Annotated in this window: 25 protein-coding genes, 3 tRNA genes and 3 pseudogenes; 10 read left to right on the top strand and 21 right to left on the bottom strand. The window is 64.0% G+C overall.

Annotated features, from left to right (window positions below; genetic code table 11):
* Positions 1-39: 39 nt before the first annotated feature.
* Genes FHR66_RS06870 through FHR66_RS06860 form a run of 3 tightly spaced genes read left to right on the top strand, consistent with a single transcriptional unit; the run spans position 40 to position 2,082 of the window.
* The gene (locus tag FHR66_RS06870) at positions 40-483 is read left to right on the top strand and encodes an RrF2 family transcriptional regulator (protein ID WP_160965017.1); all 444 of its coding nucleotides are present in this window, start codon (positions 40-42) and stop codon (positions 481-483) included.
* A 2-nt stretch (positions 484-485) separates the two neighbouring features.
* Positions 486-1,388, top strand: coding sequence for an NAD(P)/FAD-dependent oxidoreductase (locus FHR66_RS06865; RefSeq protein WP_160965019.1), 903 nt, complete (start codon positions 486-488; stop codon positions 1,386-1,388).
* A gap of 19 nt (positions 1,389-1,407) precedes the next feature.
* Positions 1,408-2,082, top strand: a complete 675-nt coding sequence (locus FHR66_RS06860; protein ID WP_160965021.1) for a class I SAM-dependent methyltransferase — start codon at positions 1,408-1,410, stop codon at positions 2,080-2,082.
* Here FHR66_RS06860 and FHR66_RS06855 read toward each other — a convergent pair.
* Positions 2,037-2,717 carry an NAD(P)H-dependent oxidoreductase gene (locus FHR66_RS06855; RefSeq protein ID WP_160965023.1) on the bottom strand — a complete coding sequence of 227 codons (681 nt, stop codon included), beginning with the start codon at positions 2,715-2,717 and terminating at the stop codon, positions 2,037-2,039. The two genes, FHR66_RS06860 and FHR66_RS06855, sit on opposite strands and share 46 nt — an antisense overlap.
* A 74-nt stretch (positions 2,718-2,791) precedes the next feature.
* On the opposite strand from FHR66_RS06855, the gene FHR66_RS06850 reads away from it, so the two are divergent.
* Positions 2,792-3,400: a TetR/AcrR family transcriptional regulator gene (locus tag FHR66_RS06850; RefSeq protein WP_160965025.1), complete on the top strand. Its 609-nt coding sequence runs from the start codon at positions 2,792-2,794 to the stop codon at positions 3,398-3,400.
* A gap of 12 nt (positions 3,401-3,412) precedes the next feature.
* Here the strand turns inward: FHR66_RS06850 and FHR66_RS06845 are convergent, their stop codons facing one another.
* Positions 3,413-4,033 (bottom strand): TetR/AcrR family transcriptional regulator, encoded by a 621-nt coding sequence (locus FHR66_RS06845; RefSeq protein ID WP_160965027.1) that lies wholly within the window; start codon positions 4,031-4,033, stop codon positions 3,413-3,415.
* A 171-nt stretch (positions 4,034-4,204) separates the two neighbouring features.
* Here FHR66_RS06845 and FHR66_RS06840 point away from each other — a divergent pair, with 171 nt between their 5' ends.
* Positions 4,205-5,440, top strand: a complete 1,236-nt coding sequence (locus FHR66_RS06840; protein WP_160965029.1) for an MFS transporter — start codon at positions 4,205-4,207, stop codon at positions 5,438-5,440.
* 188 nt (positions 5,441-5,628) lie between these two features.
* Here the strand turns inward: FHR66_RS06840 and FHR66_RS06835 are convergent, their stop codons facing one another.
* The 13 genes and pseudogenes from FHR66_RS06835 to FHR66_RS06775 form a co-directional block, all read right to left on the bottom strand.
* The gene (locus FHR66_RS06835; protein ID WP_160965031.1) at positions 5,629-5,919 is read right to left on the bottom strand and encodes a hypothetical protein; all 291 of its coding nucleotides are present in this window, start codon (positions 5,917-5,919) and stop codon (positions 5,629-5,631) included.
* Between the two features lie 270 nt (positions 5,920-6,189).
* Positions 6,190-6,450: a hypothetical protein gene (locus FHR66_RS06830; RefSeq protein ID WP_160965033.1), complete on the bottom strand. Its 261-nt coding sequence runs from the start codon at positions 6,448-6,450 to the stop codon at positions 6,190-6,192.
* Between the two features lie 158 nt (positions 6,451-6,608).
* Positions 6,609-7,112: a hypothetical protein gene (locus FHR66_RS06825; protein WP_160965035.1), complete on the bottom strand. Its 504-nt coding sequence runs from the start codon at positions 7,110-7,112 to the stop codon at positions 6,609-6,611.
* Positions 7,113-7,179: 67 nt separating this feature from the next.
* Positions 7,180-7,473, bottom strand: a complete 294-nt coding sequence (locus tag FHR66_RS06820; RefSeq protein WP_160965037.1) for a hypothetical protein — start codon at positions 7,471-7,473, stop codon at positions 7,180-7,182.
* A 328-nt stretch (positions 7,474-7,801) separates the two neighbouring features.
* A pseudogene (locus FHR66_RS06815) lies at positions 7,802-8,196 on the bottom strand (RHS repeat-associated core domain-containing protein); the annotation flags it as partial.
* Positions 8,197-8,415: 219 nt separating this feature from the next.
* Positions 8,416-8,551 (bottom strand): annotated as a pseudogene (locus tag FHR66_RS21035) (cell division protein FtsA); the annotation flags it as partial.
* Between the two features lie 90 nt (positions 8,552-8,641).
* Entirely contained in the window at positions 8,642-9,142 is a 501-nt protein-coding gene (locus FHR66_RS06805; RefSeq protein WP_160965041.1) for a hypothetical protein, read from the bottom strand.
* A gap of 359 nt (positions 9,143-9,501) precedes the next feature.
* Positions 9,502-9,795, bottom strand: coding sequence for a hypothetical protein (locus FHR66_RS06800; protein WP_160965043.1), 294 nt, complete (start codon positions 9,793-9,795; stop codon positions 9,502-9,504).
* A gap of 8 nt (positions 9,796-9,803) precedes the next feature.
* Positions 9,804-13,949, bottom strand: a complete 4,146-nt coding sequence (locus tag FHR66_RS21030; protein ID WP_456361732.1) for an RHS repeat-associated core domain-containing protein — start codon at positions 13,947-13,949, stop codon at positions 9,804-9,806.
* Between the two features lie 424 nt (positions 13,950-14,373).
* Positions 14,374-14,809, bottom strand: a pseudogene (locus FHR66_RS06790) (TrbI/VirB10 family protein); the annotation flags it as partial.
* 94 nt (positions 14,810-14,903) lie between these two features.
* Positions 14,904-14,990 (bottom strand) — tRNA-Leu (locus FHR66_RS06785).
* Between the two features lie 189 nt (positions 14,991-15,179).
* Positions 15,180-16,586 carry an oxygen-independent coproporphyrinogen III oxidase gene (gene hemN / locus FHR66_RS06780; RefSeq protein WP_167087603.1) on the bottom strand — a complete coding sequence of 469 codons (1,407 nt, stop codon included), beginning with the start codon at positions 16,584-16,586 and terminating at the stop codon, positions 15,180-15,182.
* Between the two features lie 44 nt (positions 16,587-16,630).
* On the bottom strand, positions 16,631-17,101 hold the full coding sequence (locus FHR66_RS06775) for a group III truncated hemoglobin (protein WP_160965045.1): 471 nt from the start codon (positions 17,099-17,101) through the stop codon (positions 16,631-16,633).
* A 185-nt stretch (positions 17,102-17,286) separates the two neighbouring features.
* On the opposite strand from FHR66_RS06775, the gene FHR66_RS06770 reads away from it, so the two are divergent.
* From FHR66_RS06770 to FHR66_RS06760, 3 genes are all read left to right on the top strand, one after another.
* A complete protein-coding gene (locus FHR66_RS06770) occupies positions 17,287-17,610 on the top strand; it encodes a hypothetical protein (RefSeq protein WP_160965047.1) in 324 nt (107 codons plus the stop codon).
* 101 nt (positions 17,611-17,711) lie between these two features.
* Entirely contained in the window at positions 17,712-18,743 is a 1,032-nt protein-coding gene (locus tag FHR66_RS06765) for a 4Fe-4S dicluster domain-containing protein (RefSeq protein ID WP_160965215.1), read from the top strand.
* 233 nt (positions 18,744-18,976) lie between these two features.
* Complete coding sequence (locus FHR66_RS06760) at positions 18,977-19,933, top strand: hypothetical protein (RefSeq protein ID WP_160965049.1); 957 nt, start codon at positions 18,977-18,979, stop codon at positions 19,931-19,933.
* A 51-nt stretch (positions 19,934-19,984) separates the two neighbouring features.
* On the opposite strand, the gene FHR66_RS06755 is transcribed toward FHR66_RS06760, so the two are convergent.
* The 3 genes from FHR66_RS06755 to FHR66_RS06745 form a co-directional block, all read right to left on the bottom strand.
* Positions 19,985-20,299, bottom strand: coding sequence for a putative quinol monooxygenase (locus tag FHR66_RS06755; protein ID WP_160965051.1), 315 nt, complete (start codon positions 20,297-20,299; stop codon positions 19,985-19,987).
* Positions 20,300-20,399: 100 nt separating this feature from the next.
* A complete protein-coding gene (locus tag FHR66_RS06750) occupies positions 20,400-21,194 on the bottom strand; it encodes an alpha/beta fold hydrolase (protein WP_160965053.1) in 795 nt (264 codons plus the stop codon).
* Positions 21,191-21,553, bottom strand: coding sequence for a nuclear transport factor 2 family protein (locus tag FHR66_RS06745; protein WP_160965055.1), 363 nt, complete (start codon positions 21,551-21,553; stop codon positions 21,191-21,193). The genes FHR66_RS06750 and FHR66_RS06745 overlap by 4 nt, the downstream gene beginning before the upstream one ends.
* Positions 21,554-21,658: 105 nt before the next feature.
* Between FHR66_RS06745 and FHR66_RS06740 the strand changes: the two genes are divergently transcribed.
* Positions 21,659-22,453: a helix-turn-helix domain-containing protein gene (locus tag FHR66_RS06740; protein ID WP_160965057.1), complete on the top strand. Its 795-nt coding sequence runs from the start codon at positions 21,659-21,661 to the stop codon at positions 22,451-22,453.
* A 168-nt stretch (positions 22,454-22,621) separates the two neighbouring features.
* Here FHR66_RS06740 and FHR66_RS06735 read toward each other — a convergent pair.
* From FHR66_RS06735 to FHR66_RS06725, 3 genes are all read right to left on the bottom strand, one after another.
* Positions 22,622-22,697, bottom strand: a tRNA-Gly gene (locus FHR66_RS06735).
* Positions 22,698-23,176: 479 nt separating this feature from the next.
* Positions 23,177-23,536, bottom strand: coding sequence for a DUF4087 domain-containing protein (locus FHR66_RS06730; RefSeq protein ID WP_343160658.1), 360 nt, complete (start codon positions 23,534-23,536; stop codon positions 23,177-23,179).
* A 305-nt stretch (positions 23,537-23,841) separates the two neighbouring features.
* Positions 23,842-23,915: transfer RNA gene (locus FHR66_RS06725), tRNA-Cys, on the bottom strand.
* Positions 23,916-24,301: 386 nt separating this feature from the next.
* On the opposite strand from FHR66_RS06725, the gene FHR66_RS06720 reads away from it, so the two are divergent.
* Positions 24,302-25,486, top strand: a complete 1,185-nt coding sequence (locus FHR66_RS06720; RefSeq protein ID WP_160965061.1) for a hypothetical protein — start codon at positions 24,302-24,304, stop codon at positions 25,484-25,486.
* Positions 25,487-25,665 lie beyond the last annotated feature (179 nt).

Below are 25,665 nucleotides of genomic sequence, written 5' to 3'. Positions count from 1 at the left end.
AGGTTGATCTTTCGCGCATCATGAAACATCATTAGTTACATGAAACGCGACGGCCGCCTTTCCTCGGTCCTTCATGCCTTGCTGCACATGGCCGAGCAGGAGGGCCCGATGACCTCGGACGCCCTGGCCCAGTGCCTCGGAACCAATCCCGTCGTCGTCCGGCGCACCATGGGATTTCTGCGGGACGCCGGCATCGTCCAGTCCGAGAGAGGCCATGCGGGTGGATGGCGCATCCAGGCCGACCTGCGTGCCGTCACCCTCCGCCAGTTGCACGAGGCGCTGGGCGAGCCTGCGATGTTCGCCATCGGCAACCGCCACGAGACGCCGGAGTGCCTGGTCGAGCAATCGGTGAACGCCGCGCTCGAAAGCACGTTTGCCGAGGCCGAGGCGTTGCTGCTGCAGCGTTTCTCCGAGATCACCCTGGCCGATCTTGCCGCCGACTTCGCGCGCCGGCATGCGGCTGTTCGACGCAAAAGGAGCTGAGCATGCAGCACGACGCCATCATCATCGGTGGAAGTTATTCGGGCATGGCCGCGGCGCTGCAATTGGTCCGCGCGCGGCGCAACGTGCTGGTGATCGACGCGGGCGAACGGCGCAACCGGTTCGCCAGCCACGCGCATGGGTTTCTCGGCCAGGACGGCGTGCCGCCAGGCGAGATCGCGGCACAGGCGCGCCGCCAGCTGGAGATCTATCCCACCCTGACCTGGCGTGAGGAGCGGGCCGGGTCGGTCACGGGACGGGTGGACGGGTTCGAGGTCACCACGGCCGATGGCGTCTCGCACCATGCGCGCCGCATCCTGTTCGCCAACGGGGTAGCCGACCAACTTCCCGCCGTGCCGGGCCTGGCCGAGCGCTGGGGGCAGTCCGTCTTCCATTGCCCGTACTGCCACGGCTATGAACTGCACAAGGGGCGCATCGGCATCGTCGGCAGCAGCCCGCTGTCGCTCCACCAGGCCGAACTGCTCACCGAGTGGGGCGCCGTGACACTGCTCGTCAACGGCGCCGTGGAGCTGACCCCCGAGACCCGCGAAAAATTGGAGCACCGGGGAGTGGCGATCGAGTCCACGCCCATCGACCGCATCGAAGGCCCTGCCGATGTGGTGCTGGCCGACGGGCGGCAGCTGCCCTTCGCGGGCCTGTTCGCGGCAACGCGCACGTCTCCATCGAATGCCTTGGCCGAGGGCATCGGTTGTGCGTTGGAAGAGACGCCCATGGGCATCCAGATCCGCACCGATGCGGAGAGCAAGACGTCGGTCGCCGGGGTGTTCGCCTGTGGCGACGTGGCGCGCGTGCCGCATTCCGTCTCGCTGGCCGTGGGCAGCGGGGCCATGGCGGGCGCCCAGGTGCACCGTTCGCTGGTCTGGCCCGAAACGCTCGCACCGTCGTGAGCGAGCGAGAGCGCATTCGGTGACCCTGTTCTCCGACCCGGCAGCGGTGGAAGGTTATGCGGAGCGGGCCGCCCGGATGGTGCCCGGGCTGCGCGACCTGCACCGCATGGCCGGCCTGCTGTTGCGCGAGCGCGCGGCTGCCGATGCGCGGATTCTCGTGCTCGGCGCTGGCGGCGGGCTGGAGCTGAAAGCCTTCGCCGAGATGCAGCCGGATTGGCAATTCGATGGTGTCGATCCCTCCGCGCAGATGCTCGACCTCGCGCGCACGACGCTGGGGAACCTGGCTGCCCGCACGCGCCTGCACCACGGGTATATCGACCATGCGCCGATGGGGCCTTTCGATGGGGTGACCTGTTTGCTGACGTTGCATTTCCTGCCGGCGGCCGAACGCCTGCAGACGCTGAAGCAGGTGTTCGCAAGGCTCGCGTCCGGGTCGCCTCTGGTCGTCGCGCACCACAGCTTTCCGGGGGAGGAGCCGGCCAGGACCCGCTGGCTCCAGCGCAATGCCGCCTTCGCGGCGGCTTCCGGCGCGCCTGCGCTACAGGCCGAAGCGAGCATCGCCGCCATCAAGGAGAAGCTGCCGGCACTCTCGCCGCAGCAGGACGTGGATCTGCTGCGGGAGGCCGGATTCGTGGACATCGAGCTTTTCTACTGCGCGTTCACGTTCAAGGGGTGGGTTGCGCGCAGACCGTGAGCGGGCATGGACGTGTCCGAAGTCCTGTGCTCGACATCGCCTGTACCGTGCTGCGCGAACGCGTTGCGACCCATTTCACGCGCGATGGTGATGTGGGATGCGGCGCTTGCACTGTCGATGCCGCATAGGATCCTCGAGGTGACCACCTTGGCGCCGCAGTAATCGAAGATCCCGTGATCGATCTGTGCGCGCAGCGCCGTGTCGTAACCGTGCCGCGCATATGTTCTCTCGTCGGCAGCGCCGATGCCGAGCAGGTGGACGGGAAGACGGCCGAGCCGTTTCTCGATGGCACCTTCCGGGGTTTCCGAGTACGCCCACCCATTGCAGAAAACGCGGTCGATCCACCCCTTGAGCTGCCCTGGAAACGACCACCAGTAGACAGGGTAGACAAGCACCAGCGCATCGGAGCGGTCGATACGCTCCTGCTCGCGTAGGACGTCGGGCGGCGCGGATGCCTGCAACAGGAACGTGGCCCGGTCTGCCGGATTGAATGCGGGCTGGAATCCCTCTGCCGCGATGTCTGCCAGCTCCGTGGTGTGCTGGCCAAGCGCTGCAACGCCCTCGGCAAACGCGTGCGCGACTGCGTGGGTCAACGACTGCGGATCGGGGTGACTGACGACGATGAGGGCATGCATGGGAAATCCTTGGGGATGGGCATAAACTACCATTGGTATATTAGTCCCTTTAAATTACTTTTGGTAGGTTATCGATGCCCAACCACCCGACGAGGCCAGACGCGGACCGTGCGATCAAGCGGCGCCTTCCCAAGCAGGCCCGGCAGCGCCAACTGCTGGATGTCGCCTGGTCCATCGTTCGCAGCGAAGGCAGCGATGCGCTCACGCTGGGCTACCTGGCCGAGCGCGCAGGCGTGACGAAGCCCGTCGTCTATGACCATTTCGGGGCGCGCAACGGTTTGCTCGCGGCGCTCTACGAGGAGTACGACCGCAGGCAGCACGCACTGCTGGACGAAGCCCTCGCAGCCTGTGCCAGGACACTTCCCGCGGTCGCCAAGGTCATCGCCGCGAGCTACGTCGACTGCGTCATGACCATGGGGCGGGAAATGCCGGGAGTGAGCGCGGCACTGACCGGTTCACCGGAGCTGGAAGCCCTGAAGAAGGAACATGAAGCCCTTTTCCTGGACAAGTGCCGTCACGCGCTCGCGCCTTTTGCGAAGAAGCCTTTGAAGCCGGTGGCCATGCATGCCTTGCTGGGGGCGGCCGAAGCGGTGTCCTTCGCGGCGCTGGCAGGGGAGGTGCACCCCGTGGATGCAGAGAACGAGATCTACGACGCGATCCAGCGGATCACGCTCAGGGGTTGATGCACTTCGCCATCAGGGCTTGGCGCGGTGCGCGGCGGCGTCCCAGACCTGCATGACCTCGGTCACCGCGTTGTCCAGGGCCGCCGGCGTCAGGCCGTCCCGGGCCAGGGTGGACAAGCCCACCAGAAAGCTCCCGAACACCATCGCCAGCGCGCGTACGTCGGTACCGGCCGGCAGCTCACCCGACGCCACCGCGCGCTCGACGCAGGCTGCAATGCCCTCGCGCGTGCGTGCACGCGCCTTGGCCAGCAGTTTTTGCACGTGGGCATGCTCAGGCGAACAGACGGCAGCTGACAGCACCATCAGGCAGCCCTTGGGATGGCCGCGTTCGCTTTGCATCTTCGCCGAGCGGCGCAAGGTCAGTTCGATGGCCTGGCGTGCCGGAACGCTCGCGTCCCAGAGACTTTCCTCCACGCGCCCGTGCGTGGCCAGGTAGTGCGCCACGACCTCCTTGAACAGCGCCTCCTTGGAACCGAACGCCGCATAGAAGCTGGGCGCCGTGATGCCACCGCCCATGCCGGCCTTGAGTTGAGCGAGCGAGGTGGATTCGTAGCCATGCTCCCAGAAGATGTGCATGGCCTGACGGATGGCCTCGTCACGGTCGAAGCTGCGGGGGCGGCCCATCTGCGCCATGGAAGACTCCTGCGGAAGCTAGATAAATACTAGTCGATACAAAAGTCGTTGACGAGGGGCGCCAGGCATCACTACATTTGTACCAATCGATACTGATGTTAGACCTTCAAGCGGCGGTGGCTCTACCAGCCGTCGGTGCCCCCTCCCCAACTCTCCCTTGGACGTGATCCGATGACTGAAACGATCCTGCCGCCCCGCAAGGGCGTGCCCCCTGCTGCCGATGCCGGACGACTGCCGATCGCGGCACTGCTGGCCCTGGCCATGACCGGCTTCATCTGCATCGTGACCGAGACCTTGCCAGCGGGCCTGTTGCCGCAGATCGGCGAAGGCCTGGGCGTGTCCGCGTCGTATGCGGGGCAGATGGTCACGGCGTATGCCCTGGGGTCGCTGCTGGCGGCCATTCCCCTGACCATCGCGACGCGTGGCTGGCGGCGCCGCAACGTGCTGCTGCTGACCATCGTGGGGTTTCTGGTCTTCAACTCGGTCACCGCCCTGTCCTCGCACTACTGGCTGACGCTGGTGTCGCGCTTTTTCGCCGGCACGGCGGCAGGATTGGCCTGGAGCCTGCTGGCGGGCTATGCGCGGCGGATGGTCGAGCCGCACCAGCAAGGGCGCGCCATGGCCATCGCCATGGTGGGAACGCCCGTTGCGCTCTCGCTGGGAGTGCCGCTGGGAACCTGGCTCGGTGCGCTCGCCGGATGGCGTACCGCCTTCGGCATCATGTCGCTGCTGACGTTGGCGCTGATCGTCTGGGTGCAGGTGAAGGTGCCCGACTATCCGGGCCAGTCGGGCCGCGAACCGATGCCGCTGCGCCGGGTATTCACGACCCCGGGCGTGCGCCCGGTGCTGGGCGTGGTGATCGCGTGGATGCTGGCCCACAACATCCTCTACACCTACGTGGCACCGTTCGTGGCTCCCGCCGGTCTGACGGCCAAGGTGGACCGGGTCCTGCTGCTATTCGGGCTCGCTGCGCTGGTGAGCATCTGGATCGCCGGGCGATGGGTCGATCGTCGTCTGCGCTCGAGTGTCCTGGTCAGCCTTGCCGCGTTCGCCCTGACGGCGCTGGCGCTCGGCTTGTGGATGGCGTCGCCCCTGGTCGTCTACGCAGGCGTTGCGGTCTGGGGGCTGACCTTCGGTGGTGCCGCCACGTTCCTGCAAACAGCCCTGGCCGATACCGCAGGCGATGGCGCCGATGTGGCCCTGTCGATGAACGTGGTGGCCTGGAACGGCGCGATTGCCGGCGGCGGCCTGTTGGGTGGCGTCCTGCTGGAAACCCAGGGGGTTGCCTCTCTGCCCTGGGCTGTCCTGGCGTTGCTGCTGGTCGGTTGGCTTGTGGCCTGGTCGGCCCGCACGCGGGGGTTTCCTGCAGGTCCTCGGGCATCCAACGTGGCGGTAACGGGGCATTGAGATGCGCTTGGTTGAAATCCGGCGGGCAGTGCTTCGGTCAGCCCCTGCCAGCCGCTGACGTCTCTACTTTTGAGCCACACATGCCCACTCATTGCCAGAGCCTGTCTATCGCGAAAGCACCCACCGAAAATAAGAAGCCGCCTAGGAGTTATTGGCGACTTCGTAAGGCTGTAGATGCAACCATCACCTCAATAGCGCTTTACTTTTATCTCTTTCAACAAGTCATGGAGCCGATCTGCATCCAGCATGTCGCCCTTCAACTCATGCTCTGTCAGGCATACCACAGGAATGTCGGGCTCTGTTGCGGTCAGAGCTGAACCATATTCATAGTAACTAAAGACGTCTTGAAAGTACCAAGTTTTTCCATCCACGTCTTCATCGGAAAGATTTACCCCCAGGCAAACGTAAGCCCTTATGACGGGCAAGCGCATCGCCGGGTCCAAGTAGGTAAGCCTGTAATAGACTTCATCAAATTTCATGCAGCCACCTCATTGGCATGCAAAGAATCTTCGTGGGCACAGTTGCGGCGATCCGCTCAGGTTGTCACCAGTTTTCAGAGCTAAACCAGATTCAGAGTAAAGGCGCCTTGAAAGCACTAGGCATTTTCGTCTAAGTCTTCACCGGGAAGGCTCGCTCCCAATTAGGATTTATCCGCGAGACATAGATCACGCACGCCCTCGGCCACTCGCTAGCGCCACAACCAACGATATAGCCATACTAATCTATATTAACAAGAAAATCGTCAATCATCACCACTTGATGGCGATTCCGTTCGCATCAAAAATCTTCTCGTCGCCCAACATGGACTTGGCAAAATCAACCGCCAACTCGCTCGCTTGAGCCTCGTCTATCCCGATAATTCTCGCCTCCTTCTTCAGCACTCCCGGCATATGCACGACACAGTAGAAATCATCTTCTCCTGAAGGAGTCGGCTCCGATATTTGAAGAAGAAAAGGCTCAATACTTCCATTTATATAAATAAATACATTGACATCCAGTTTCTTGCTCATTTCAATTGCTCCATGTATTTAATGGGGCATAGGACGCCCAGCCAAGCGCGCCGAATAGCTTTCTAAGGCAGCGAGTTTCAGGTTGAATGCGAGGGAACAACATCTCGCTCACTCGCCGAAAGAGAGCCAGTGTGTCAAGCTCCGAAGACGGAGTTAGCTCAAGGAACCACGCTTCCGGCATCACCCAGATACGCGCATTTCACCTTAGCCAAATTTTCCTCGCCGAAGAACGTCCTGATTGCAGCATCGTCCAGCTCGACACCATAGAGGCTGATACCGTCGTTGTAAGGAAGCACGCCAGAAGATCCGCCGAGAAGCGCCGGACCCTGGTCTGTGTTTCTAATGAAGACCAGGCTGCGCGTCCCCTGCGCCAAACGAAATCCCGCTGAGTGGATGTCATCCCTTCGCACGATGATATCGAAATTTCTGACGTGTTCTCTAGCAACAACCATGACGCCTTTGAACTGCTTTTTAATTTCCAGCCGAGTCAGAAACAGAGGCCCGAAGTAATCACGCATGATGAATTTTTCGGTCTTCCCATCGCGAACGACAACGACATTATCAGCCTCCTTAGCCAAGCATCTGAAGTCTCCCCCGGGAGAGATAGCCAATGCCGAAAAAGGCATGGAAATCGCCAATATAAATATGACTAGACGCTTCATTTCAATGCTTCTCCATTTCAAAAGCCAATAGACCGCCAACGATTCGCTGGCGGCCTACTTTGAATTTTCAATTCCCTGATTTTCTAACCCAGCCGTCCTTAGCAAGACGGCCCGTGGATGCGAGATCCAAGATATGGACAAGCCCTTGAATATCATGAATCACAGCATCCGCCCCAATCTTTTCGACAAAGATCTTTTTTTCATCACCCATGGGATGAATTTCATCAAAATATATTACAGCCACGCCACGCCTGTCGATCTCTTCGCCGATATATCTCAACGTCTGAACCAGCGGAATTTTCAGATCAAAATCAAAAAAATTTACCATGTAATAAAAAGAGCCTTTCTCAAGACTGACCACATTCAGCTCCTTTGATTTAGTCGGCGACTGGATTCAGCCCCAGGGCACCGCCTATCGTATACACAACAACCCCGCATACCAATATAGTCGCCCCCACTACTTTTCCCGCGGTACAAGCGTTTGGGTTTTTTTGGAAAAATTTCTCTTGGCAACTACAACTCAAGTCTTTAGGAATCCAGCCCTGAACAGGTACGCCTCCGACAATAGAGGTACCAACGATGCAGCGTCGCCGGCAACTTTCAACTGGCCGAGGCGAGCATTGGCCTTCGCAAGCTTTCATATCACTCGCTGTACAAGAAGGCCAACGCTCTACGACCCTATCCTTCGCCAGTCCGATGGAGTCAGACCAATTCAGAGGCTCGGCGCCAACGTAGCTATAGGAGGTGTTCACTCCTGCCAGTAACCCGACTGGATCACTCTGCACATATCGCCCCACGCCCGACTCGTAGTCGCGGAAGTAGTTCTGGTTGAGCCCACTCAGCGCGTCGTAGCGCTGGCCCGGGAACCGCATATCGAATACGAAGGCGGTGCCGTCCTTGTCCGGGTCCTGGTCCGGTGCGGTGGTGCCGAAGGCTTCGCCCTTCAGGTCCCAGCGCCAGATCGCCACGTCGCGGACCGGGTCGATCACCGCGCGCGGGTGCCCAGGTGGTCGGGCTGTACGTACCGCAGTGCGCTCTTTGCCAGCACGCCGACCGATAGGCCGTCCAGCCAGATCGCTTGCTGCACGGTGTCCAGGCCCTTGGGATCGGTGACCTTGGTCAGGTTGCACAGCGCATCGTAGCCGCACTTGGTTTCGGCGGCGATGCCGTCCACGTCTTGCAGAAGACGCTCCTTACACCTTTTCCAGAAAAACGTTGTAGCAACAGCCTTGCATGCGGCAAGGTACCAGGCTGGCCCGCGACGCATGCGTCTGTTAGCGCCCCCCGACCCGGCGGCCGGTGGGAGTGGCATGTTCACCATTTTCTCGGCCAGTTCGACCACGCTTTCCATCTTCGATGGCCCCGCCGGTCAGTACCATGCCGGTGCGCACCATTTCCTCGAAGCCGAAGCTGCGCAGTTCCGCGCGCGTAGCCTCGTATCACGCGAAACTGATCGAAAAATCCGGATGAACACAGCTGCAACTTTGAAACTGACGGACATCCACCGCTCAATAAATAATATAGACATTTTAGGAAATATCTTGAAATTCCGTCCAAACATCAAAGAATTGCTTTAGCTCAAGCGATTCGGAATAATTTTCATCAATGATAGCGATGCTCTGGGAAAAACTCTCAACCAAGTGATCGCGTTGTTGAGATGTAATTCTTGAAAAAAAGCAAATAAATTCAAAAGAAAATTTTCGAACGTACCATTCAAAGAATATCAAGAAATCACTGCTTTTTGAGAAATTTGCGGAATTCAAATTGATGCCATAAACATTATTTTTATATTGCTCCAACTGCTTAACGAACAAGAAGAATAAATTCTCAGACACCTCTACATCTTGGACATTCAATCCAAAACCCGCAATCGCATGAACGGCGTCCGCAGCACTAAAATCATTGAGACTCGAGACCTCATAGACTTTAATGACCTCGCCAGTATGAATAGCAATGGCATGTATTGCAAAAAAAGAATTTCTTAAAAAATCCAACGAAATTCTAAAATCACACCTAACAATCGCATTCATTTCAATACCGTAGGGTAGGATAGTTAGGGCCCAAATTAATCTCTTTGTCAGCATCCGGATTGTAGGGCAATCACGAGCTTTGCGGCTGCCTCTACAAGAATGGACAAAGCGCGGCGCTTACTGGTTTCGGGCCAGACATAGTGAGCACGGCGCCCCGACCTGAAGAATCGAAGACGCCGCGCATTTCACTCACTTCCAGTCGGCGGCGAGGGTCTTCTCCGGCTTGCTCTGGTAGTCCGCCGGCAACTGCGTCTGCCCCGCGGCCGGCGGTGATAACGACGCCATCGCCTGCACGAGGTTCTGCACCTGGCTGGCCTGCAGTGCCCTGCCGTCCCAGCAATATCGGAATAGAAGTAGATTTATCCGTACCTAGCCTTGACATCAATCAGAGATGTACGGAGTTGATCGACATCAAACATATCGCCTTTCAACTGCTCCGTAGTGAGGCACTCCACAGGAGTACCCGGTTCCGTTGCTGTCAATGCTGAGCCAGTTTCGTAATAGCTATAGACGTCCTGAAAATACCAGGTATCACCATCCACATCTTCGTCAGAAAGATTCACCCCGAGGAAGACGTAAGCGGTTATCTCTGGGAAGCGCATCTTCGGATCAAGATACGTGACCCTATAATAAATTTCATCAACTTCCTTCATTGATCCACCTATTGGCAAGCGAAGAATTCTTCATCCGCGCAATTGCAGTTGACCTTTCGCTGCGATGATTTTATCGGATTTCCACCTCTAATTCCCTTTATCTTCCAATCGATGGAAACATAGCAGCCCTCCACTCGCGTAGGACAGCGCGCTCTGCAGATATCCATTTCCGCCGCATTGCATTTATCCGTGCGGGGCAGCCCCCTGCTCTCACTGTAGGGCAAAGACTCCGAGGGAACCGGCATTACCGGATCAACAGGAAGTGGCGCAGTTCTCGGAATCAGCCTGGGCAATACCGGATTGAGACGCGGCAGAACCATAGGAGCGAGACCACTCGGATCAGGAGTGGAAAGCGGACTACTCGACACATACACGTAAGAAGCAATGCCGCCGCTCAACCCAATCGGATCACTCTGCACATACCTTCCCTTACTCGGCTCGTAATCGCGGAAGTAATTCTGATTGAGCCCGCTCAGCGCATCGTACCGCTGCCCCGGAAAGCGCATATCGAACACGAAAGCGGTACCGTCCTTGTCCGGATCCTGGTCAGGTGCGGTGGTACCGAAGGCTTCGCCCTTCAGGTCCCAGCGCCAGATCGCCACGTCGCGGATCGGGTCGATCACGGCGCGCGGCGTGCCCAGGTGATCCGGCTGCACGTAGCGCAGCGTGGTCTTGTCCAGCACACCCACCGGCAAGTCGTCCAGCCAGATCGCCTGCTGCACCACCGCGCCATTGGCGTCGTAATCGCCCAGCCATTGGCCGATCTCGTCGTACAGCGTATAGGTATTTGTACTGCCCACGCGCCGCACCTGCTCGCCACGGCCGTTGTAGGCATAGTTCGCCACCACCGTGCCGCTGCGCTTGACCTGCGCCATTCGGCCATGGGCTCCGTACACGTATTGAACAGCCGTGCCGCCGATCGCGGTGGTGTTGCCGGCCGCGTCATAGCTGCGTGCGGTACCGGCCACGCTGCTCAGGCGGTGGCTGGTGGTCGGATAGGTGTAGGTCTGCGTGGCGGTGTTGACCTTGGCGCTCAGGCGGTTGCCTGTGGCATCGTAGGTATAGCCGTCGATCACCGTATCGGTCGGCCCATCCCGGAACGCAGTCAGCCTGCCGAGCGGATCGTAGTCCAGTTTGATTACCGGCGCGGTGTTGCCCGGTGCGGTCAGTGCACTGAGATTGCCGACCGGATCAAACGCGAAGCCCACCGCCAACCCATCGCTGCGCGTGTCATTGACCGCCAGCGGGCGATAGTCCTGATCCAGCACGCGCTGCATTGGACGGCCGTTGCCATAGGTCCAGCCGGCGACCGGGCCGAACGGATAGTAGGTGGCCTGGTTCAGCAGCACCTGGCGGGTGCCGCCGACCGGGGTTACCCCGACTTCGGTGGTCTGCCCCTGGGCGTTGCGCACGTAGTCCACCACCGCCCCATCCGGGTAGGTCAGGCGGCTCAGCTGCCCGGTCTTGGTGTACGCGTAGCGGACCACGAACACCTTGCCGTTGGTGGTCTGTACCTTGCGCACCAGATCGCCGAAGCGGTCATAGCAATAGTCGGTGCTGCCGCTGCCGTCCTGCATCCGGGTCAGGCGACCAACACCATAGGTCTCGCCGCTGGCGCAGGTGCTCTGGCTGACGTCGTAGGTGTAGCTGACGTTGAGGCTGCTGGTCGGATACACCACCTTGGTCAGCCGGTTCTGCGCGTCATAGGTATAGGTGGCCTTGACGTTGCGGGCATCGGTTTGCGTAGCGCGGTTGCCGGCACTGTCGTAGGTGTAGGTCGTGCTGCCGGTGTCCGGGCTGGTGAGCTTGGTCAGGTCGCCCAGGCCGTTGTAGGCGTAGGTCGTGTTCAGGCCCTTGGGATCGGTCACTTTGGTCACGTTGTCCAGGGCGTCGTAGCCGAATTTGGTCTCGGCGGCGATGCCCCCCACATCTTCCAGCATGCTCGCCAGGCGGTTGAGCGGGTCGTAATCGTTCTGGGTCACGTGACCGAGCGCGTCGGTGACGGTCTTGGTGTTGCCGTTGGCGTCGTAGCCGAAGTCGGTCGGGTCGCCCTGCGCGGTGGCCTGGGTGGCCAGCTGACCGAGTTGGTTGTAGACCCGAGAGAGCGTCCGCTTGAGCGTGCCGGAAGCATCCTTGGTGTCTTCCTTGGAACGATTACCGGCATTGTCCAGGGTGTAGTGAATGGTGTTGCCGGCGTTGTCAGCGACATCGGTCAGCCGATGTGCAGCGTCGTAAGTGAAGCGGGTGAACGCACCGTCGGGCTGGGTCACCTGCTTGACCAGGCCGGTCGGCCAGTAGTCGATCGTGGTGATGCGATCGTCGCTCTCGCTGCTGTCGTCGGACCCGCGCACCTTGCTGGCGGTCAGCCAGCCGCGCGGGTGGTAGGTGAAATCGGTGACCACGCCGTTGGCGTCCTTCGCCGACAGCACGCGGCCGGCTCCGTCGTAGGCCAGGTACTCGGTGACCTGGCCGACCGCATTGGTCACCTTCCACAGGTCGCCCTTGCGGTGCGGGCAGGTGGTCGGGGACGTGGCACAAGTGCTGTCGTCGGTGGCGTAGTAGGCGTACGTCACCTTGTCGGTAACATCACTTCGCGGACCATCCACCGAAGTCACCAGGCCCACCAATGGGCAGCGGCCTGCATCGACGTCGGCCTGCTCGCAGTACGTCGTCGTAGAGGTACGGGTCGTACCAGTGGTGGGGTCAGTACGCGAAGCCGTGAGCGCCTGACCGCGCGTGTTGTAAGTCCAGTTCCACCGCGACACCAATGCATTCGAGGCATCGTAGATGCGGCGCTCGGACGGCATCCTGAAGTCGGTATGCCAGTCGGTCTGCTCCGTGCGTTTTTGCCCATCCGTATCATTGGCCGCGCTGATCCTCTGGGTCAGCAGGCCGCGGCTGTCGTAGTCATCATCGGTCGTGACACCCTTGAAATCAGTGAGCAGATCCGGGTATCCGTTGGCGTCGTAGCTGCGCTGGCTGACCTGCGAAGCTCCGCATTGGCTGCACAGTTGGTCCACCGCCGTCTGCTTGGCACGGCCCAGGGCGAACTCGTACGAATAGGTGACGACATTGCCCAGCGCGTCGGTGACCTGCGATTGCTGGGAACCGAAGCTGATCGCCACATGGTCGATGTCGCTGTCCGCACCGCCGTGGCGACTTGCCACGGCGCGCCCCTGGCTGTCGTACTCCCAGTTTGCATAGGCCTGGCCGGATTCATCCACGATGCCGGTCAGCAGAAGCGGATCGTTGCTGTCGCCATAGACGTAGCTCAGGGTGGAGAAAGCCGGCGTGGTGGCATCCGTGGTCTGGTACTGGACTTTGCTCAGGTTCTGCTGGACATAGGCGTACTTCACCAGCCGTCCATCCGGCCGCTTGACCGAGGCCAACCTTCCACTGGAATAGGTGAACTGCAGCCGGCGGCCACGCACATCGGTGACGTCCTGCAGCACGCCGCTGCTGGTGTAGCGAAGCGTCAGGATGTCGCCATCGAGGTAAGCGATGCGCACCAGCTTTCCATTCATATCGAAGCGGTAGCGGGTTTCGTCGGCACCCACGACGTCCCAGCCGGTCTGCGCCCCGCCTTGCATCACCGGCAGCAGGCGTTCCTGCACGTCCGCATCCGGCAGCCACACGTCCTGCCCCTGGCTGACGAAGCGATAGCTGTCGCCGCTGGGCAGGTTGAGACGGCGCACCGGCGTGCTGCCCTCGTCAGCGGACGTCAGCGCAATCTGGAAGCTGTGCCTCCAGCGCGGCCCCAAGACGCTTCCCGGATTGGCATCGATGGCTACGCTGCTGTAGTGGCGCTGCAGCGACAGATGACCAGAAGCATCGCGCACATCGATTTCGGTCTGGAGCTTGATACCGAGCGCCGCGTTGATCGGATTGCCCACCTGGATGGACCCGGTGGTCACGCTGCATTGGTTGTTCTTCCCTACATCCCAGGGCTTTGTCGCCGCGCCGCCGCAATACTCGGCGATGATGTCGGGATTGTTGCAGTAGTACGTGCCGAGACCGAAGTCGGCATTGCCTGCGTCGCTACGGCAATTCTGTGTGCCTGGAACCGCGCCGGCATCCTGATACAACGCCGCGCACTCCGATGGCACCTCAGCCCTGGCCGGTACGAGCGCCACGCAGCAGAGCATCCCCCACATCCATGCAAATCGACTCATCCTGTCGTATCCCGTTTGTCCTGCGGGCGGTCGAATGCGGCAACGCGGCATCCTTCCGGCGTCGGTCACTGCCGCACGAGCGGCAAGCGAGCGCCGCCGACTCTAGCCACATCCCTACTGCGAAGTGTTAAGAAGAACGACGGGGCCGCGGGGCCGGGCGCATCTGGCAATGACCTGACAATGGCATCTCAGTTCGGCACGTTCGTAGATCGCGCTTTTTGCTCACATATTTGCGGGGACCGGAGCATGTGCAAGCGAAATGGGTTGCCCAATCCCTCCTGCGGTAGGGGCCATCTTGGCACTAGGATTGGCGATATAGCGCCCTTAACTTGATCCCTCTGCTTTGTAGCCTCTTGGCGTTAGAGCGTGGAACGAGAAAGCCGCCCACACGGGTGACTTTCTTTTCCCTCGTTGTCGCGACCGACTCATAGCTCACAGAGTCCCGCAGCCCATTCCGGCCAGCGATGACGATGCGGTTGCCGTCCTGGTGGTTCTCCGGCGCGGCCAGTTCGGCTCCCACGCCGAAAGAGCGTGGTGAGCGCCGCGCCGACCAGCAGGCGGTTCCAGTGCCGGTCCACAACATCCTCCAGGCCTGCGTAGCCGGCCGGATCGGTGCCCACGAGGTTGTCGAGCGTGAGCGAGGACGTGTCGCGCAGGATGATCCAATGCCAGACCACCTGAAGGCGGCTCTGCCCGTAGCTGACCTGGCTGTTGTACCGGTCAAAGATGCGCGAGCCCTGCGGGATGAGCAGGTGCCGGCCCGTGGCGGTGTCATATACCGGTTCGGTCACGGTGCAGATGACGTCGCCCGACAAGCCCGCGCCACTTGACACCACAGCACCTCACGAGGCGCTAGCGAATTAGCTGGCTGCACAAGAACTGCACAGCGGCGAAGTCGATCGGAGCCGCCTGAGCGCTGAGACGCTTACGCACCCATGGTGCCCGGAGCCGGAATCGAACCGGCATGGGGTCGCCCCCGGCGGATTTTAAGTCCGATGCGTCTACCAGTTTCGCCATCCGGGCCTGGTGGCGCGTAGCGTGCCTGATCGCGCGGCGCTTGTGAACCACAGGGCGCTGCCGATCCGCCAAACGCGCCGAACAGAGACACCACATACCGGCATCGGCAGGCTTGAGTACCACCACCGAAAAGCCCCGGCGCCGCCGCCACGGCGGCACCGGGGATGCCAACGGCAAGCGAGAAGCGCGGCGCGCTCAGATGGCGCGCGAATAGCGCGCCGGTTGATCGGGCTGGCGCAGGTAGCGGTCGAAGCACATGGCGATCAGGCGCAGCAGCGGGCGTCCGCGGGCGGTGGCCTGGACCACGCCGTCGCGGTAATCGGCCAGGCCGTCCGCGCACAGCGGCGCCAGCGCGCGCAGTTCCTCGCGGAAATAGCTGGCGAAGTCGATGCCGTGACGCTGTGCCACCGCCGCGGCGTCCACCCGCCCCTGGCACATCAACTGCTGGATCAGCTCGGCGCGCAGGGCGTCGTCGGCGCTGAGCTGCAGGCCGCGCAGCACCGGGCTGTCGCCGGCGTCCACCGCCGCTTCCCAGGCAGGCAGGTCGCGCTGGTTCTGGCTGTAGCTGGCGCCGATGCGGCTGATCGCGCTGACGCCCAGGCCCAGCAGGTCGGTGTCGGCATGGGTGGTGTAGCCCATGAAGTTGCGGTGCAGGCTGCCCTGCCGCTGCGCGCGCGCCAGGTCTTCCTGCGGCAGCGCGAAGTGGTCCATGCCGATGTATTGGTAGCCGGCCGCCGAGAGCCGACTTACCGCCAGGCCGAGCAGCGCCAGCTTCTGTTCGGCGTCGGGCAGGTCGGCATCGGCGATGCGCCGCTGCGCCTTGAACAGTTGCGGCAGGTGCGCGTAGCCGTAGACCGCCAGGCGGTCCGGACGCGCCGCGATCACCGTCTCCAGGGTCTGCTCGAACCCGGCCAGGGTCTGCCGCGGCAGGCCGTAGATCAGGTCCACGTTGACCGAGCGCATGCCGTGCACGCGGCAGGCGCGCAGGATGTCCAGGGTTTCGTGCACGCCCTGGCGGCGATTGATCGCCTGCTGCACCAGCGGGTCGAAATCCTGGATGCCCAGGCTGGCGCGGTTGAAGCCCAGCTCGGCCAGCGCGGCGATGTCCTGCGGCGTCACCGTGCGCGGATCCAGTTCGATGGACATCTCGCGGTCCGGCGCCTGGCTGAAGCGGAACAGGCCGCGCAGGCCCTGCACCAGTTCGCCGAGCAGCTCCGGCGCGAGGAAGTTCGGGGTGCCGCCGCCCAGGTGCAGCTGCACCACCTCGCGCTCGCCCTCTAAACACGCGGCCATCATCGCCGCCTCGCGCAGCAACCGCTGCACATACGCGCGGCCGCGCTCCGGGTCGCGGGTGATGACCCGATGGCAACCGCAGTAGAAGCACGGGCTGCGGCAGAACGGCACGTGCACGTACAGCGACAGCGGCCGGCGCGGATCGCTGGCCTGGACCGCGGCGAACAACTGCGCCGGGCCGAAGCCGGTCTGGAAATGCGGCGCGGTCGGGTACGAGGTGTAGCGCGGGCCGGGACGGTCGTAGCGGCGCAGCAGGTCGGCGTCGAAGGTCCAGGCGGCGGAAGGATCGGGCGCGGTGAGGATGTCCATGGACCGAGCATGCGCGGCACCGGGCGCGGCCGCCTTGACCTGGATCAATCCGCGCACGCGGCCGGCGGCAGCGGCGACACCGGCTCGAATGGACGCCAGCTCATCTGGTGCCGGCGCCAGAAGGTCTCGGCGATGCGCTGGGCAACGTCGTCGGCCAACAACCGCATCGGCGCGTTGTGCAGCTCGGCGGTGCTGGCGCGGAACAGGCCCAGCCAGCGCTGGAACAGCAGTTCGCTGAGTTCGCGCATGGCCATGTGCCGGGGCATCGGCGCACCGCGGAAGCGGCGGGTGCCGCGCAGCATCGCCGACCAGAAATCGCACAGCTGCTGCTCATGCGCCTCCCAGTCCTCGATGTGCGCGGCGAACACCGTCGACAGGTCGGCGTCGGCGCGCACACGGCGGTAGAACGCTCCCACCAGCGCTTGCACGTCCGTCTCGCTGCACAGGTCCGGCCCCGGCAAGGGCATGCCTTCGATCTCGTCCTGCATGGTCGGCTCCACAGCGTGCGATCTCATCAGTCTCCACGTCGCGGCGGCAGCGGCCTTGATCAGGATCAATGTCGGGCCGGCCCGCGCTGCCTAGTCTGCAGCTGCGGCATGCGCCGACGCCGGTGTCGACGGGGGATCGGCGGCCAGGCGGCTGGCAGGCGCGGCGACGTGTGGCGCCGCTGCCTTGGCGCATGCCGCATCCTTCTTTCGCGATGGAATCCACCGTCATGGTCTCTCCCGACGATCCGCTGCTCGATCCGCTCGATCCCGGCGCGCCGCGCCCGCTGGTGCAGCGGCTGGGGGTGATCCTGTGGCCGAGCTTCCTGGTCGCAGGCGCCATGAGCGTGCTGTTCTTCGCCCTGGTCGATCCGTTGGCGCTGCGCGACATCACCTTCCCCGGCCGCCAGATCAGCCGGGAACTCGGCTATACGGTGGGTTTCTTCATGTTCTGGCTGGCGACGCTGGCCTCGAGCCTGCTCACCGGTTTCCTGTTGCGTCCGGCGCCGCACGGCGACGCCGCCGCGCCGCTGTCGTGAGCGGGCTGCCGATGGCGCGCACGATTCCCTTGCATGTCGTCACGTCGCCCGCCGCCGCGGCGGGGCCCGCGCCGCCACATCGGTACACGCAACTGCGGCGCGTGGTGCTGTGGCTGCTGTTGGCGGGGTTCTACCTGCTGCCGTGGCTGCGCTGGCAGGGCCGGCAGGCCCTGCTGCTGGACCTGCCAGCGCGGCGCTTCGATCTGTTCGGCTGGACCCTGTGGCCGCACGACGTCGGCTGGCTGCTGCTGGCGCTGGGCGCCGCCGCGGCGTCGCTGGCAGTGCTCACTACGCTGACCGGGCGCCTATGGTGCGGCTTCGCCTGTCCGCAGACGGTGTGGAGCCACGCCTTCGCCTGGATCGAACGCCGCTTCGCCGACTGGCCGGCCGCGGCGCGGCACCTGCTGTGGGCGACCGTGGCGCTGTGGACCGGGGTCAGCTTCGTCGGTTACTTCGTGCCGATCGCCGATCTGGTCGTGCGCCTGCATCCATTCGCCTGGAGCGGCTGGGAGACGTTCTGGGTGCTGTTCTACGCACTGGCCACCTGGGGCAATGCGGGCTTCCTGCGCAGCCAGGCCTGCCGCTACCTGTGTCCGTACGCGCGCCTGCAACCGCTGCTGTGCGACCGCGACACGCCGCTGATCGGCTACGACGCGATGCGCGGCGAACCGCGCGGCGCCCGCGCATGCGGCCAAGGCAGCGTCGCGCAGCGCGGGCGGCGCTTGCTGGATCCCGTCACCGCACGCGACTACGCCTTGCGCGCCAGCATCGCGCAACTCGCCGGCCAAGGCGGCAGCCGCGGCGAGGCGCTGGCCGCGTATGCCGGCACCCTACCCAAGTTCAGCGCCGAGCAGCTCGGCGACTGCATGGCCTGCGATGCCTGTGTGCAGGCCTGCCCCGCCGGCATCAATCCGCGCAACGGCGCGCACTACGCCTGCACCGCCTGCGGTGCCTGCGTCGATGCCTGCGACCGCAGCATGGATCAGCATGCGTTCGCGCGCGGCCTGCTGCGTCGGGCCGGCGCCAATGCCATCGACCGCCAACCGCGGCGCTGGTGGCGACGGCCGCGCTTGCTGGGCGGGGGCGCTATCTTGCTGGTGGCGCTGCTGGCGTGGTGGTGGCTGGCGGCGTGAATCGGCGCAGGCAGGTACGGGGCTCTTTCACAACATCGGATGCCTCCCGGCTTACGCTCTGCAGCATGCGCGCCGCAAGACCGAAGCGCAGGAGTTGGAGCAACGCGCGACGTGGAGGGCGCGACATCCATCGCGTTTCGAACACCATCGAAGTGGCGCTGTTGCCACGGCTCGGTATGCGGCTTGGCCGAATTTGGACAGGAGCAAACATGAGGCAGGTCAGGAATGGGCGAGTGCTGCTCGCCGTTTGCCTAGCGATTGGCCTTTCGACCAGCGATCTTTCGGCGAGCACGGCGCCGGCGGCGCGCTATGTCGATCTCGCCACGCCGTTCGAAAAGGCCGCGATCGAGACCGCGGGCCAGCCGGAAGATACCCGCATTGCGACGATCCGTTCCCGGATCGATGCGATGCTGCCTGGCCTGTATCCAGAAGGTGCCGGCACAGACAAACGGATCGGCGACGCCCTGCATCGGTTTTCCGTTGGCCATGACGACTACGATCGGGTGGTCGCCGATTTTCCGATCGCGCTGAACAATGCGATCGCGCGATTCCAGGCCGTCTTCCCTGGCTTTTCGTCCCCGCTGCCGATCTATCTCTATCACTCGCTCGGGCAGCGCGATGGCGGTTCGGATTACCTGCAACCGGGCAACCGGCACGTCATGCTCTTCGGTGCCGACATGATCGCGAAGTACCATGCCGACGATTCGCTCGAACCGTTCCTGATCCACGAGATCTTCCATCTGCAACATGCCCACCATTTCGCCGATTGCGACCCGCTGTGGTGCACGCTGTGGCAGGAGGGACTGGCGGTCCAGGCGACCGCCACGATGGTGCCGCATGCATCGGATCATCAACTGCTGCTCGACATCCCCGCTCCCATTCGCGCACCGACCGATCGGCGCTGGTCGGCTGCCCTGTGCTTCGTGGCAGCCCATTTCGACGATGGCGACGGCGCGGCGACCGCCAGCGCCTTGCAGATGGGGGGCCATCCGCCGGATGGGCTGCCGGATCGCTTTGGCTACTACCTCGGCTTGCGCCTTGCGCAGGCAACGGGCCTGCAGATCACCGAGCTTTCCCGGCTCGACCACAAGGCCGCGCGCGCCGTTGCGCGGGCGGCGTTGTTGAAGCTTATGACAGAGGCGCATACCACCTGCCCCGCGCCTCCTGCGATCCGGTCGGCGGTGCGCTAGCAAACCAACGGCGGTGCCAGCGATGGAGGCTGGCATCCTTGCGGTCCGACCTCAATCGGTTCGCATCACTGTCCAGATCGCGATATGCCTCGGCGCAACCAGGATGTCGTCCAGCGCGGCATTCCACTCGTGACGATAGCGCCGATGCAGTTGAACGTTGAGGACATCGTCGCGATCGGTCCAGGTCTCGTGAAGCTGGAAGACCGTCGGTCGCTCGGGATCGACGTGCAACGCCGCACGCACGAAGGTCCGCTCGTGACGCATCGCATCGAGCACCGGGTCGAGCAGCGCGCGAAAGCGTTCCACCTGATCCGCTTTGACGTGGAAGGTGATGACGTAGGTCTCCGGGCGTGTCGTCGAGCTCATGCGGGCGCCACCACCGGATCGACGACCATTCCCAGCGAGCGCGCGACAACTGCGCCCGGCGGCCGGTCTGCGCTGCCTGCCTGTGCAATGGCCAGCCAGCTCATGACGCCGCTCGGCTGACGATGTCGCCGGCAAGCCGCGCGGCATGCGTCACCATCACGCCGTGGGCCGCACCTTCATAGACGAGCAGTTCGGCGCCGGGGATGGTCGCGGCATAGACACGCCCACTGACATCGAGTGGCGCGGACGCGTCGCGGTCGCCATGAATGATCGTGACCGGCAGCTGGAGCGCGGCGGCTTCCGCCGAAAGATCGCTCAGCGCGATCGTGCGCTGGAATGCGACCACGGCGCGGCGCGAGCAGTCGAGCACCATGGTGGCCATCCACGCGTTGACGCGGCCCGACGCACCGGGCGCAAAAGGAGCGATGTTGGCGTCGATCCACCCCGGCAGATCGCAGGCAAGCTGCGCGCACAGCGCATCCAGCATCGCAGGGGTCACGCCGGTGTCGCCGATGACCCGCGGGCCTGTCGCACCCACGAGCATCAGTCGTGCGATCCGCCGCCGACCGTGCCGCGCGAGGTAACGGATCGCCTCGCCGCCAGCGCCCGAATGCGCCACCAGGGTGACGCCCTCCAGGTCGAGCGTTTCCAGCACGGCGGCCAGGTCGTCGGCGAGCGCGTCGTAGCCATAGTCGGCTCGGTCGGTCGATCGTCCGTGGCCATTGCGATCGCACGCGATGGCGCGCAGGCCGGCGGCATTGAGATGGAGCATGGTGTCGCCCCAGATCCGGCCATCCATCGCCCAGCCCGCCAGCAGGACCACAGGCGGTCCCTCGCCCCAATCGCGAACGAACAGCGCATGACCGGGGCCACGCGGGATGAATGCCGGCGTCATGCGATGTCCTTGTCGAGGAAGCCGATGATCTCGGCGATGCGCCCGTCCGGGGCGATCCGGGCGATATCGGTTCCGCCGGCAATCGGCGCGCCGTGTTCGGGCGCCAACGTCCAGGAGAAGCGCACGAAGGGACCATGCGCATCGGGCGTGCCGCGCAGCGCAAAGAGGTGGCCGGGGACCTGAGCGCGTGCGGCCGCGATCATCGCGGCGATGCCGTCACGACCTTCGCCCGCCATCATCGGATCGGCGTAGCGGGCATCAGGGGTCCAGCCGTCCGCCAGGCGACGCGCGCGCGATGCGGCATCGGCATCGTTCCAGAGCGCCAGATAGGCACGTGCCAGCGTGTTCGGGTCGTTCATCGCCATCTCCTCGTCGTCGATGGGCCGAGCATGCCGATGGCAATCGGGCAATGCGATTACCTCGCAGGTAATGGCATCGCCGCAGCGGGCCGGTAGGATGAAGGCATGGCGACACGACCGATCACCGTTGGCGACGTACTGCGCGACTGGCGGGCCAGGCGCCGGCTGAGCCAGCTCGATCTCGCCGGCGCGGCGGAGGTGTCGACGCGCCATCTGAGCTTCGTCGAGAGCGGGCGAGCGGCTCCCAGCCGCGACCTGCTGCTGCGCCTGGCCGAACCGCTGGCGATGCCGCTCAGGGAGCAGAACCGGCTACTGCGCGCGGCGGGCTATGCGCCCGTGCATGGCGAGCGTGCACTGGACACGCCGGACATGGCGGCGGCGCTGTCGGCCGTCGACATGGTCCTGCGCGCGCACGCCCCGTTTCCTGCACTCGCGGTCGACCGTCATTGGAACTTGGTGCGCGCCAACGATGCAGCGGCCGCACTGCTGGTCGGTATCGATCCGGCGCTTCTGGCGGCGCCCGTCAATGTGCTGCGCGCGACCCTCCATCCCAATGGCCTGGCGCCACGCATCGTCAACCTGGTCGAGTGGCGGCATCATCTGCTGGCCCGGCTTCGCCTCGAGATCGACCAGTCGGCCGATCCCGAACTCGAAGCGCTGCATGCCGAACTCAAGGGCTTGCCCTGCCCGGCCAGCGATCGCCCGCCCGGGGCTACCGAGCGCATCGCGGTGCCGCTCTCGATCCGCAGCGGAACCAGCGGCGGCATCCTGTCGTTTCTCTCCACCACGACCGTCTTCGGCACCGCGACCGACGTGACCCTGGCGGAGCTGACGCTGGAATGCTTCTATCCTGCCGACGATGCGACCAGGCAGGCGCTACTCACCGGCCCACTTCCGTAAGCGAACGTTGGGCATGTCCGTGATGCCGACGAAATCGTAGTGCCCCGCATCGGCGCCGAGGCCGTGGCTGGCGCCTCCGGGACAAGAACGAATCGCGGAAACGAAAAAAGGAGCCGAAGCTCCTTTTTCAGGGGTTCACTCGCGCAACAAATGGCAAGTGACGCAATTTGGAGCGGGAAACGAGACTCGAACTCGCGACCTCAACCTTGGCAAGGTTGCGCTCTACCAACTGAGCTATTCCCGCTTGGGAGCCGTGCATTCTACACGCCTCACAGGAGGCGCGCTAGCCCTTCGTTGCAAAAACATGTCCGCCGCCGGGCGGCGTGGTGTCATGGTGCGATTCGGCACTTTCCCGTTCGCGGTGCTACGGGCGTCGGATTCGCATGGACCGCGATCCCGTTCGCGCCGGATCGGGCGGCCGGCAGACCACGCTGCACGCCACCTCGGCCGTTCCAATCCTGAACGCGCAGAACGATGGCCAGGCGGTGTCGGCACCGGGCATCAAAGCGGCGCCATCGTCCGATGGACTCGTTCGGCCGAGCGACGCCGCCTCGGCGAATCGCAACGCCGCCGCCAGGAGGTGGAGCGGCGCTTTCCCCTCGCCGACAGCAAGCCGATCCAGGCTGCAGTGAAACCGCCGGCCAACCTACTTCGATCCACATCCTCGGCAGCAGCGCTTCCTCCGATGGCACCGCTGCGGCAACGCGCTGCGGAGCGAAGGCGCTACTTCAGCGGATTCTCCGGCTCCTTGCCCTGCAGCGCCTTGTCCTGCCGGCAGATCTTCAAGGGCTGCACCGTGGCCGCCACGATGGTGGTCACCTCCTGGGTGTTGGCACGCGCGCGCACCTTCAGGCAGGCGCAGCCATAGCCGGCACTGCCCGTCCCGGTCGCCACCCAGCGCGCGCGGGGAAACGTCGGCCAGTTGCCCTCGGCCTGGTGCCCGCCCTGTTGGCCGACCGTCCATTCGCCGTCCTTGTCCACGAGCGTGGCGTTGCCTGGCGAGGGATTGTCGAACCAGCCGCAGCGCGTGACGGTGTCCGTGGGCGGCGCAGCCTGCACACCAGCGCACAGACCGAGCGCCACGGCTAGGGCCGCACTGAACACGCGTGTGCACTGCAGGACAGGTCGCGATGAAGTCATGACGTCAGGATCGAATGTCGAGGCCGGCATCATCGCAAATTGGCGTCTGCCGGCATTGCAGAGAAACCGCTACAGGCGGCCAAGCTTCGCGATGATGTACCGCGCAAGTAAAGCCGATCGACCAAGAGCCTGACGATCGACACACCCTCGTTTGGCGCTTCGTCGGTATGGAGCAGCGCATGGGAAATAGCTTGAGATTACGCAACGCAAAAGGGCCGCAGAAAGCGGCCCAATGCGTTGAAACGAAATGGAGGCCTGGGTCGGAATTGAACCGGCGTACGCGGATTTGCAGTCCGCTGCATAACCACTCTGCCACCAGGCCGGTGGACTGACGTCTTGCCGCAACGCCTGTGACGTCCGACAAAAACAAAGCCCCGCTGCCGGGGCCCTTGCGGCGGGAACTGGACGATGCCTCGCGGCTCTCTTCCAACGTATTGATTCAAAAGATGTTTTTGAATCAACCCGGCGCACAACGGACTGCATTGTGTACCAAGCTCCCCGGCTTGGCAACCCTGCGCCGCGCGTGCGCGGGATTTGCGGAGACGTGCTGCGGGCACTGCAACTCGCGCGCGGCATCGCCGCCCGACTGGAATGCCGACCACAGCGCCACGCCGGTGGCAGTAGACAAGCGCGGCCTCGCACGGATCGGCGCACGATCGGCACGCCGCCGCGCTCTAGCATGGCGCCACACCCGAACGAGAGATCGCCATGAACCGATGGACACGCTGGAGCGGGACCGCGCTGTGCCTGGCCGCGAGCGCCACCGCCGCCGCGCAGACCTGCGCGCTGCAGTCGCAGACCGTGAATCTGCCGCTGGCCTCCAAGGCCACGCCGACGTTCGCCTACCAAGTGCGGGTGCAGCTGGGCAGCGACGCGGATGGTCGCAGCAGCGGCAGCCAGGTGCTGGAAGTGGATACCGGCTCCACCGGCGTGGTGGTGCCGTTGAGCGACGCGTTGCGCAGCGCCTGGGACGCCTCCAACACGCCCGGCCACATCTTCTATTCGAGCGACAGCAAATATCACCCCGGCAAGTACGTGGACGTGCCGATGCAGCTCGGCGTCTCCGCCGACGGCAAGCGCGCTGCGGCGCGCGTGGACCGCATCACCGTGCTGGCCGCGCAGTGCACCTGCGATGTGGCCAGCGTGGCCCAGCAGCCCAAGCCGCTGGCGCAGGTGCCGGCCACCTGCGCCGGCTACGACGGCAGCCCGGCGTTGAGCAGCAGCACGCAGGTGTTGCGCAACTGCAGCACCATCTCCCCCAAGTTCGGCATGATGGGCGTGGGCTACGACCGCGGCGTCGACGCCGCGCGCAACCCGTTCCTCAACCTGGCGCAGATGCGCGCGCAGCGCATGAGCCCCGGCTACATCGTCAGCGCCAAGGGCATCACCCTGGGCGTCAGCAAGGCGGCGCTGCAGGGGTTCGCCCTGGTCCCGCTGCAGCGCGGCGCCGCCACCGCCGATGCGCCGAGCGACTGGCAAGCGCCCACCGCCTGCGCCAGCTTCCCCGGCAGCGGCAGCGACTACCGCGTCTGCGGCAAGCTGCTGCCCGATACCGGCGTGTCCTACATGATGCTCAACCCGGTGGTGTCGCCCGCCACGCCCGACAGCCTGCAACAGACCGTGGAGATGGCCGGGCATCCCACGCGGGTGGTGCCGGACGCCACCCAGTTGCGGCTCGACGTCGTCGACGCGAAGGGACAACCGGTGTTCGGCTACGGCTTTGCGGTCGGCGACGGCAAGGCGGCGACGCCGGACAGCGTGCAGTGGCGCGGGCCGCTGAAAGCGCCGCCAGCGCACATCAACAGCGGCCGCCACTTGCTCGCCGCCGGCGACTACGCCTACGACGCCGCCTGCGGGCATGCCGGCTTCCGTGCGGCCACCCCCGCGCCCTGAGCCTGCGCGAAACGGAGAGGCGTCATCTGCCGCATCGCGATCGCGTCTGGACGACGCGATCGCTGCTGGCGCGCGACATGGTCGGTGCGCGATCGCGCTGCCCGCGTTCCGATGCAGCGCTCGCGGCGTGGATCAACCCAGCCCGGATGGCTGCGCAATGCGATGGCGGCGGCCAAACT

The organism is Xanthomonas sp. F4 (assembly GCF_011761895.1).
This window is presented reverse-complemented; position numbering and strand designations above follow the sequence as displayed.